At 75.1% G+C, this 9,234-nt stretch carries 11 protein-coding genes and 1 pseudogene; 5 read left to right on the forward strand and 7 right to left on the reverse strand.

Annotated features, from left to right (window positions below; genetic code table 11):
- The first annotated feature begins 265 nt into the window (after nucleotides 1-265).
- From L7D48_RS29195 to L7D48_RS21150, 4 genes are all read left to right on the forward strand, one after another.
- Complete coding sequence (locus L7D48_RS29195; RefSeq protein WP_256463073.1) at nucleotides 266-391, forward strand: hypothetical protein; 126 nt, start codon at nucleotides 266-268, stop codon at nucleotides 389-391.
- Nucleotides 392-396: 5 nt separating this feature from the next.
- Nucleotides 397-519 (forward strand): hypothetical protein, encoded by a 123-nt coding sequence (locus L7D48_RS29200; RefSeq protein ID WP_256463074.1) that lies wholly within the window; start codon nucleotides 397-399, stop codon nucleotides 517-519.
- Nucleotides 516-827, forward strand: a complete 312-nt coding sequence (locus L7D48_RS21145; RefSeq protein ID WP_237881375.1) for a hypothetical protein — start codon at nucleotides 516-518, stop codon at nucleotides 825-827. The genes L7D48_RS29200 and L7D48_RS21145 overlap by 4 nt, the downstream gene beginning before the upstream one ends.
- Before the next feature lie 231 nt (nucleotides 828-1,058).
- Nucleotides 1,059-1,466, forward strand: coding sequence for a DUF4190 domain-containing protein (locus L7D48_RS21150; RefSeq protein WP_237881377.1), 408 nt, complete (start codon nucleotides 1,059-1,061; stop codon nucleotides 1,464-1,466).
- A 174-nt stretch (nucleotides 1,467-1,640) separates the two neighbouring features.
- Here L7D48_RS21150 and L7D48_RS21155 read toward each other — a convergent pair whose 3' ends face one another.
- The 4 genes from L7D48_RS21155 to L7D48_RS21170 form a co-directional block, all read right to left on the reverse strand.
- The gene (locus tag L7D48_RS21155; RefSeq protein WP_237881379.1) at nucleotides 1,641-2,360 is read right to left on the reverse strand and encodes a lysoplasmalogenase; all 720 of its coding nucleotides are present in this window, start codon (nucleotides 2,358-2,360) and stop codon (nucleotides 1,641-1,643) included.
- 126 nt (nucleotides 2,361-2,486) lie between these two features.
- On the reverse strand, nucleotides 2,487-2,849 hold the full coding sequence (locus L7D48_RS21160) for a DUF6479 family protein (protein WP_237881381.1): 363 nt from the start codon (nucleotides 2,847-2,849) through the stop codon (nucleotides 2,487-2,489).
- Nucleotides 2,850-2,877: 28 nt separating this feature from the next.
- Nucleotides 2,878-3,945, reverse strand: coding sequence for a nucleoside triphosphate pyrophosphohydrolase (locus tag L7D48_RS21165; protein WP_237881383.1), 1,068 nt, complete (start codon nucleotides 3,943-3,945; stop codon nucleotides 2,878-2,880).
- A gap of 68 nt (nucleotides 3,946-4,013) precedes the next feature.
- Nucleotides 4,014-4,664, reverse strand: coding sequence for a SurA N-terminal domain-containing protein (locus L7D48_RS21170; RefSeq protein ID WP_237881385.1), 651 nt, complete (start codon nucleotides 4,662-4,664; stop codon nucleotides 4,014-4,016).
- A 271-nt stretch (nucleotides 4,665-4,935) separates the two neighbouring features.
- Here L7D48_RS21170 and L7D48_RS21175 point away from each other — a divergent pair, with 271 nt between their 5' ends.
- On the forward strand, nucleotides 4,936-6,153 hold the full coding sequence (locus L7D48_RS21175) for an acyltransferase (protein WP_237881387.1): 1,218 nt from the start codon (nucleotides 4,936-4,938) through the stop codon (nucleotides 6,151-6,153).
- 73 nt (nucleotides 6,154-6,226) lie between these two features.
- On the opposite strand, the gene L7D48_RS21180 is transcribed toward L7D48_RS21175, so the two are convergent.
- From L7D48_RS21180 to L7D48_RS21190, 3 genes and pseudogenes are all read right to left on the reverse strand, one after another.
- Nucleotides 6,227-7,675, reverse strand: a complete 1,449-nt coding sequence (locus L7D48_RS21180; protein WP_237881391.1) for an alpha-2,8-polysialyltransferase family protein — start codon at nucleotides 7,673-7,675, stop codon at nucleotides 6,227-6,229.
- 31 nt (nucleotides 7,676-7,706) lie between these two features.
- Nucleotides 7,707-8,690, reverse strand: a complete 984-nt coding sequence (locus L7D48_RS21185; RefSeq protein WP_237881389.1) for a glycosyltransferase family 2 protein — start codon at nucleotides 8,688-8,690, stop codon at nucleotides 7,707-7,709.
- A 205-nt stretch (nucleotides 8,691-8,895) separates the two neighbouring features.
- A pseudogene (locus L7D48_RS21190) lies at nucleotides 8,896-9,234 on the reverse strand (serine/threonine protein kinase); the annotation flags it as partial.

The raw sequence follows: 9,234 nt of genomic DNA on the forward strand, positions 1-9,234 counted from the left end.
CCCCCGCACGGCGCCGCGTCGCGCGGTCCCCACCCTCATCGTCCCCACCGGCGACGCGGCGCGAGTCGGAAGTGCGCCATCGGCGGCGCGAGCCCCCGAAGCCGTGGTTCCCGGGCGGGCTTCCGGCCACCTGCGCACCCGGCGTCCGGCCCGCACCCGCCCACGGCGTGTCACCACCGCGCGGGAATGTCCTGAAACAGCCCCCTGCGCACCGGCTGTGCGGGCACTCCGTCCACCAGTGCCGAGTGGAGGACGGGGGGACGGGATGCCGCTGCACGCGATCACCTCGGGGGCGCTCCATGTGCCCCGGGGCCACGAGTGGATCGTCCTGGCGGTCTTCCTCGCCTCGCTCGCGGTCGTCCTGTACGTCGCCACGGGCGGAAGGAGGTGAAGCCCGTGCCTCACCATGCGGTCAGCAAGTACCAGCCGCCCGCGGACGTGCCGTCCATGGGCGTCTTCATGCCGGCCCTCACCGTGATCACGGTGGTCCTGATCCTGGTCCTCGGGGGCAGGCGGTGACCGAAGGGGAGAGGGATCCGCGGGAGGAGGGGGAGTCGGGCACCGGCGTCGTGCGGTGGCTCGCGATCATCACCGGTGTCCTCCTCGCCGCCTGGTCCTCCGCCCTGCTCGCATCGCATGCCGCGGGCGGCGCGGACGGGTGGCGGGGTGTCCGCGACGCCCTGGGCTCCGCCTTCGGCGTCTCGCTGACCCTCACGCTCCTCGCCGCCGGCCCCGCCGGCGGCGGAAGGCCCGGGTGGGTACGGGGGGCGGCATGGGCCGGCCTCGTCGTGCTCGCCGCCCTGCAGGGGGTCCGGATCGCGGACTGACCCCGTGGCGTCCCCCGGCCGGGAGCCCGTTTGCGGCGGTGGCCGGAGGGAAGCCGGTTGTCCAGCCAACACGCTTCGCACACAGGCCTGTTGACAGTTCCCCGTATGAGTGCGGGAGAGCGGGTTCCCGCGCCGGCGCCCCGTCCGGGCAAAGCCGCCGGAAACCCGCGGCGGGGTCGCGCCCCCTCCCGCACCCGACTCGCCCGACTCACCCGACCGAAAGGAATCGCAGTGGCTTCGTACTCCTCTCCGCAGGGCCACCCCGGCGCCCCGGGGCCGGCCGGACGTCCGCCCCGCAACGGGCTGGGCATCGCCGCCCTCGTGGTCGGCGTGGCCGGTCTGCTGCTGTTCTGGACCCTCATCGGCGGTGTGCTGCTGGGCATCGCGGCCATCGTGCTGGGCGTCATCGGCTACCGCCGCGTCAAGAGGGGCGAGGCGACCAACGGCGCGATGGCCCTGATCGGCGCGATCGCGGGCGCCATCGCGCTGGTGGCCTCCGTCGCCGTCATCGCCGCCGGGGTGTCGTTCCTGAACTCCGAGGAGTTCGGCAACCTGGACGAGTGCCTGCGGAACGCCGGCAGCGCGGCCGAGGAGCAGCAGTGCGAGCGGGACTTCCGCGACGAGCTGGAGCGGCGCTGAGCCGGAAGCGCGCACGGCACGCCGTGTGCGCCCCGGGGTCTTCGCCGGCCCGTGGACCGGCGAAGACCCCGTGCACGGCGGAAACGGTGCGGCCGGTACGCGGTACGTCGGACCACCGGCCGCGCCCGGCGCGGAGGGCGGTCCTCCCCTCGCCTGTCGCGGCGGTCGCACCGCTCACACCGGTGTGACGGGCCAGCCGGTGGTGATCAGGTACTGGCCGAAGAGGTAGCCCGCCATGATCGCGACCTCCTGGCCGGGGAAGGTGTGCCCGGCGGCCTGGAGGCCGATGAGCAGGTCCGAGCCGAGGAAGGCCAGCGCACCCGTGCCCGCGCGGGCACCGGTGCCCAGGGCGGTGACGGCCATGGCCGTCAGGGCGAGGCTGTAACCCGCAACCGGCAGGCGCAGCCGCTTCTCCAGGCCCGGGGCGATGGCGGCGTTGGCCGCGGCCCAGCCGGCCAGGCCGGCCGCCGCGATCCAGGGGCGGCGGCGCAGGCCCTTCAGCGCGCCCTGGCGTACGTAGCCGGCCGTGTAGCTGGCCTGGGTGCCCAGGAAGGCGGCCATGCCCAGGAGGAAGGCGGGCTCGTACTCGTCGGCGAGGAGGGCGGTGTCGCCGGCCGTGGCGCAGGCCAGTCCGGCCAGCAGGGTCCTCGGGGCGGGGGCGTCCGCCGTCTCGCGGCGGCGCAGCGCGTGGGCGGCCAGCGCCGGCATCAGCAGCGGCTTGCCGGCGCGGGCGGCGCCGCGCGGGCGGCGGGCGGTGGCCAGCAGGTCGGCCGCCGCGAGCGCGCCGAAGGCGACCAGCGCGCCCCTGCCGTGACCGTCGGGGCGGGTGAGCCGGGCCGCCGCCCGGCGGGTGCGGCGCGCGCCGCGCTCCAGAGCCGTCGCGAAGATCGTCATGGGGGCAGTCTGGCGGCCCCGGCGGCGCCCTTCAACGGTCCGGCCCGACCGGGAACGGCCGGACGTGGCCGGGAACGGCCGGGTGCGGCCCGGCGCGACCAGGCACGGCCCGGTTCGGCCGGAGGATCAGGTGTGGCCGGGGCCGCCGGAACCGAAGCCGCCGCTGCTGCCGGGGCTCCAGGTGGGGCGCTTGTCGGGATCGACGGGGTGGGTGTCCTCGTGCTCCTGGAGCTCGTACGGGAGCCGGCGCCTGCCGTCGCGGGGCAGTTCCTCGTCCTCCCGGACGCCGTCCTCGTAGACGACGGGCTCGTCCGGGCACTCGGTCGGGGTGGAGACCCCCTCGTCGCCGCGCTTGAGGAGGCGCAGCCCGTACACCACGGCCAGGATCAGCAGGCCCGCCACCACGATTCCCGCGATGAGGGGGCCGATGCCGATCGTCAGGTCGGAAGCGGCCAGTGGGATGTGATCCGCTGCGTAGATGCCGTTCATGGCCTTCGGGTACCCCCGCGCGGCCCGGTCACTCGGCCCGGGGCGGCCCCTGCCGGTCTCCGGCTCCCGGGGCCGCCGTGCCCGCCCCGAGCGCGCTCTCGGCCGCCCGTATGGCGTCCCGGTAGGCGCGGGCCGCCGCCCGCAGGGCCGTCTCGGGGTCGGTGCCCCGGGCCTCGGCGCGGGCGGCCAGGGCCAGCAGCTCGTAGCCGATGCCCTCGCCCGCCGGGAGGGCGTCGATGCCCGCGGCGCGGGCCCGGCCGGCCAGCTTCGCGGCCAGGGCGAGGGCGGGCTGGCCCAGCGGGATGCCCTCGGTGACCGACTCGCGCCGCTTCTCGACCGCCTTGGTGCGCAGCCAGTGCGCCTTGACCTCCTCGGGCGTCTCGGCGGTCTCGTCGCCGAAGACGTGGGGGTGGCGGTGGACCAGCTTCTCCACGATCGTGGCGGCCACGTCGTCGACGGAGAACGGCTCGTCGGGGTCGTCCTGGGCGATGCGGGCGTGGAAGACCACCTGGAGCAGCACGTCGCCCAGCTCCTCGCGCAGGGCCTCGCGGTCGCCCTCCTCGATGGCCTCGACCAGCTCGTACATCTCCTCGACGCCGTACTTGACCAGGTCCTCGCCGGTGCGGGTGCCGCTCCAGGGGCACTCGGCGCGGATGCGGTCCATGACCTGCACCAGGTCCAGCAGTCGGGCGCCGGGCAGGTCGTAGGAGCCGGGCAGCAGCTCCAGTTCGGGCATCGCCTCGCGGCCGGAGCCGGCCATGCGGGCCAGCCCGTCGGTCAGCTCCGGTTCGCCCTCGGCGCCGGCGAGGACCACCACCGTCCGCCCGCCGCCCGCCGGGGCGCCGTCGCCGCCGTCCGCGCCCGTGCAGGCGTCCACCAGTTCACGGGCGGTGGGCCGGACGTCCTCCACCTCGACACCCGCGTCCCGGACGTACGGGAGCTGCGGGTGGCCGGGGTCCGGGCACAGGACGCGGTCGGCCGTGCGCAGCGCCTGCCAGGCGGGCCAGGACAGCAGTCCGGGCGCGACGCGGTGGCTGGTGGTGAGCAGGACGATGCGGCCGGTGGCGGGGGCCGGCGCGGGGCTGGAGAGGTTCACGCCCCGAACGTAACCGATGGGGGCCGGTCCCCGTGCGGGGACCGGCCCCGGCCGGGAGCGCGCGGCCGTCAGGCGGGCTGCTGCGGCTCGGGATCGGAGACGTTCCTGATCCACGGCTCCTCGGCGTCGGTCAGGGTGATCTGCTTGTCGTCCCAGGCGCCGAAGCGCGGGTTGACGGTCACGTCCAGCTTCTCGGAGGCCTCGGTCAGAGCCCGCGTGATCTCCTGCTGACCCTGCGGCGTCTGGAGGTTGGCGCCCAGCTTCCCGGCCAGTTTCTGGACCAGCAGCTGGGAGCGCACCGCCTGGTCGATCTCGTCGGGCGCCACGGCCCGCTGCTGGAGCATCATCGCCTCCAGCTGCTCGGGGCCGCCCACGTTGCGCTCGGCCTCCTCGCGCGCCCGCTGGACCTCGCCGCGGTTCACCGTCACCCCGGCGTCGTCGGCGGCCCGCTCCAGCACCCGCTCGAAGACCAGGGAGCCGACCGTGCCGCGGGTGAGCTGCTCGGTGTTCCGGATCAGCTCGGCGCTGCGGTCCGACTCGCCCTGCGCGGCCCGTACGGCCCGCACCTGCGACTGCACCTGCTCCATGGTGATCCGCTCGCCGCCGACGACGGCCGCCGCGCCCGGGTGGGCTTCGCTGCCGCACGCGGTCAGCAGCGGCGCCGCGACGAGCACCGCCGCCGCGGCTGAGAGGGAGAGCGAGGTCCTGCGGCGGAACATTGAGCCTCCTGAGTGCGGCTGTGGAACGGGTGGTGTGGACGGTGCTGGGGAACACCTGTGCAATGCCGTCCCGGCGATGATCGATGCTAGGCAGTCGGCGTGGCTCCCACCACCGTTTCGGCACTGTTTCGGCAAACGAGCGGGCGGCCGGGGGGATACGTACCGCTCTTCCCGGAGCCGGACGGCGGGACCCGGGGGGACGGGGGGCGGCTCGGGCAGTGTTCGCCGGTCGTTACCACTCCGTACACCCGGGTGCCCGAGAGTGGCCTCCGTGTCCAACGAAACAGCCGTGCAGTCCCCGGAGCGCGGCCCCGACGCCGGCGCGGGCTCCGGGCAGAGCGACCTCACGCGGAAAGCGGCCCTCCCCGGGGTTCCGGCGCCCGCCGCCCACTCGTCCTCCTCCGCTCCCGGATCCGTTCCCGGGCGCGAGCCCGCCACCGAGCCCGCCGCCGGATCCGCGCCGCGCGAGCACCGGCACGACATCGACCTGATGCGGCTGATCTGCTCGGTCGCGGTGATGCTGGGCCACGTCGGCGGGGTGTTCATCGCCGCGGTCGGGCGTGAGGAGTCGGGCGGGCCCGGCGCCTACTGGACCGGGCACGTCGTGGAGGCGCTCAACCCGTTCGCGGTGCCCATGTACTTCGCCATCGCGGGATGGGCGGTGCTGGTCGGCGCGCCGCCGCGCGACAGCCGCCGCATGTGGCGGCGGATCGTGCGCAACTCGGTGCCGCTGTTCGTCTGGACGGCCCTGTATCTGCTGTGGGGCCGGGCGTGGGGCACCAACGACGGGCCGGTGTCGCGGCTGGCGGTGGAGGCCCTGTTCGGGTCGGTGCGGCCCGCGTACCACCTGTGGTTCATGTACGCCTACATACCGCTGATCGCCGCCCTGGCCTTCGTGGTGCTCGTGCGGGCCGGGAAGCGGCCGTGGGGCCTGGGCGCGGTGCTGCTGGTGCTCGCGTCGGCGCCCTCCCTGATGGGCGACCTGGAGCGGTGGACCGGCTGGGACCTGCCGCGCTTCGGCTGGGGCTTCGGCGTCTACCAGGTGGCGTACGCGCTGGGCGGCGCGATGCTGTTCGCCCTCCCGGCCGGGGCCCTGGGCCGCCTGGCGGGCCGCCGGTGGGTGTGGGCCGTGCCGATGGCGCTGACGATGGCCGGGGTGCTCTGGTATCACACGCGGATCCACTACGTGATCCCCAACGCGCACCTCCTGGTCGCCGTGATGACCGGCTGTGTGCTGCTCATGGTCACCCGGGTGCGGGTTCCGGACCGGTGGATCCCGTCGCTGTCGAAGCTGGCCGGGGCGTCGCTGGGCGCCTACATGGTGCACGTGATGGTGATCTCGGCGATCGTGGAGCCGCTGGTCTCCGCGGATGTGCCGGGGGCGGTGGCCGGGCCGCTGTTCGTGGTGCTGCTGGCCGCCACGGTCGTGGTGTCGTTCGGTGCCAGCCTGCTGTGGGGGCGGCTGGGGCTGCGCAGGTATCTGGGTTAGCCGTGCCGACCGGCCGGCGGCCCGTGCCGGAGCCCACCGGGGCTCCGGCACGGGCCGGGTCCGCCTGGTCCGCTCACTTCCCGCGGGCGCGGGCGGCCGCCGCCCGCCTGACCCGGCGCGCGGCGCGCAGCGCCTGGTCACTGCCCGGCAGACGGCGCACCAGCCCGGGCGCGAGCCCTCCGGGCAGGCCGAGCGCGGTCAGCCGGCGCCGCTTGAAGTAGCGGACCGTGGTGTCGTCCAGGTGGGCCGCCAGCCACGCCTCGGCCTCGGCCCGCAGGGCGGGGTACCGCTCGGCCTGCATGCAGTACCCGACGGCCCGCACCAGCGGCTCGGCCCGCCGCACCGCCTCCGCGGACTCGGTGACCACCTCGCCGCGCGGGCCGCCCCCCTCTCCCGGGGCCTCCAGATCGGGCACGAGGGCGTCGACGAGGGTCAGCGGGACGCGGTTGCTGTTCTGGTACGGCGTCAGCCGGTCCAGCAGCGGCCCGGTGCCCACCCGGGCGACGGGCACGCCGTACAGGGCGGAGGCGGTGAGCAGCGCGGTGGAGAAGCAGCCCACGACCAGCTTCGGGCGGCACCGCCGGAAGACGGTCTCGGCCAGCATCGGCCGCTTCGGCACCACCAGCCGTACGCCGGTGTCGGCGGCGGCCTTGTCCAGCACCCTGGAGTAGCGGGCGGGCGCGGTGGGGTGGGGCTTGAACAGGACCGTGCGGTGCCCGGCCGCGGCGGCGCCGCGCAGCATCCGCTCGTGCAGCGCCTCCTCCTCGTCCGCGGTGAGGATGCCCAGTGCGGCCAGGTACTGGCCCAGCAGTACGGCGGTGGGCATGCCCTCGCCGTCCGGGTCGAGTTCGGCGTCCAGGCCGTCGTCCCCGGCGGCGTCGTCGAGTTCGTCCAGGACCGAGCGGAAGACCTCGTTCGGCACCAGTTCGGACGGCACCCCGTACTCGGTCAGCAGCAGCGGCGTCAGGCCGGGCACCAGATCGAGGTGGAGCAGCCGCTGGATGCGGCAGGCAAGGGTCTGCGGCAGCTTCTCGCGGGTGGGGCCGTAGCTCATCAGGCCGTCGGCGTAGACGTGGACGGAGGCGCTCGCGAAGATCGAGGCCAGCGCCCTCGCCGGGCTGACGTGCACGGACTCCACGACGAGGTCGACCGGCCCGTCCCCCAGGTCCCAGCTCGCGCGGAACATCCGCTCCCACAGCGGGCAGTCGTTGCCCGCCGGGCTCCAGGTGCTGGGGTGGTGGGGGCGTATGGCGTCGTTCCAGTCGACCACCCGGTCGAAGCGGGCGGCCAGCCGGCGCCAGCCGCGCATGCCGTCCAGCCGGGAGGCGGTCTCGGGCACCTCGGCGTTGTTGGAGACCAGCAGTACGCGCCGCGTCCGGTGCCACGGCCCGAACAGGCCCGCGTCCAGGGCGGCGGCGAGCGTGGCGGCGCCGTAGAGGGTGGAGACCTCGAAGATCTGGACGCGGGCGCCCCCGTCGGCGCCGCTCACGCTCCCGTCGCCGGTGGCGCCCGCGGTGTCCATGGCGCCGGTGGTGTCCGTGGTGCCAGCCATGTCAGGCCGCCTTCCGTGCCGTGCCGCCCAGCAGCCGCCGCAGCGTTCTGGCGCGCTCGTGGTCCATCGACGTCAGGGTCCGCTCCAGCACCTCGCGCGGCATCCGGCGCAGCGCCGCCGCCGACTCGTGCTTCAGCCGCCGCGCGGCGGCGGGCTCGTAGCGGTGGGCGTTCACCGCGTGGAAGGCGATCATGGCGCAGTAGGTCCGCACGATCTTGGGCAGGAAGCGCTCGGCCTCCCGGTCGGCGGCGACCTCGGCCAGGATCAGGTCGTGGGCCGGTATGAAGTCCAGTTGCCGGGCGTCGCGGATCTGGGTCAGCGAGGTGGTGACCCCGCGCCGGTAGAAGACGCCGAGCAGGCCGACCGTCGCGAACGTCTTCGCCCGCAGGTGGAGCTGCCACACGAAGACGCGGTCCTCGGCGGTGCGCAGATGGGTGGTGAACCGCATGCCCAGGCCGTCGCCGCCGGTCTCGAACAGGCCGCGCCGATAGATCCCGGCCCAGACGAAGGGATAGTCCACCATCGTCTCCATCTCGGCCGGCGCGATGGCGTCCCGGGTACTCAGCACCGCGTCCCGCCGCCGCGCCGGGGCCCGCTTGACGGTGCGGTCGCGTCCGGTGGACTGCACGTGGTCGGTGCGCACGAAGTCGCAGTCCAGTTCCTCGGCGGCGTGGAGCAGTTCCCGCAGATAGCCGGGCGCGTACCAGTCGTCGCCGTCGAGGAAGGTCAGGTACTCGCCCTCGGCGGCCTCGATGCCGGTGTTGCGGGCCTGCGCGATCCCCCGGTTCTCCTCGTGCCGCACCAGCCGGGCGCGCGGCAGGTCGTTCACGGCCCGGTCGAGGATCTCCGCGGTGGCGTCCGTGGAGCAGTCGTCGACCAGGACGAACTCCGTACCCGGCCGCGCGTTGGCCGCGAGGCTGCGCAGGGTGTCCTGCGCGTACTCCTGGACGTTGTGGAAGGGGACGATCACTGAGAGCTTCGGCACGTGGTTTCCAGACGCTGCGGACAGGGCGGCGGGCCGGACGCCCGCGGTCCACGGCCGCCGGCCCCTCGGGCGGAGGCTAGTCACGCGCCGGTCACGCCGGGTGCCGTCGAGGGGACACCCGGGTGAACTCTGAACGTACGCCCGGTGGACGGCCTCCCGGCGGGCTGTCCGGCGGGCTGCCCGGCCGGCGGTCCGGCCGCCCCGGTCAGCGGCCGAGCCGCTCCAGGCACAGCGCCTCGTCCTGGCGGAGCTGGACGACCACCGGGTCGTGCGGGCCGCGTTCGGCGGTGTACTCCTGGGCGAGCCGGCTGATCTCGGGCAGCGCCCGCGCGTACTGGCCGGTGTCCAGCAGCACCGTCGCGTACTGCTTGCGCAGGCTGCGGACGACGGGCGAGTGCGCCCCGTGCTCGGCGACGGCGGCCGGGAGGGCGTCGCCCAGGAGGTCGGCGACGCGCGTGTAGTGGCCGGAGGAGAGCAGGGCGCGGACCTCCTCCAGGGTGGCGCCCAGATCGGCCTGCGGTGGGGGCGGTCCGAAGCCGGGGGC

This window comes from Streptomyces sp. ICN903, assembly GCF_022015835.1.
Lineage (GTDB): Bacteria > Actinomycetota > Actinomycetes > Streptomycetales > Streptomycetaceae > Streptomyces > Streptomyces fenghuangensis.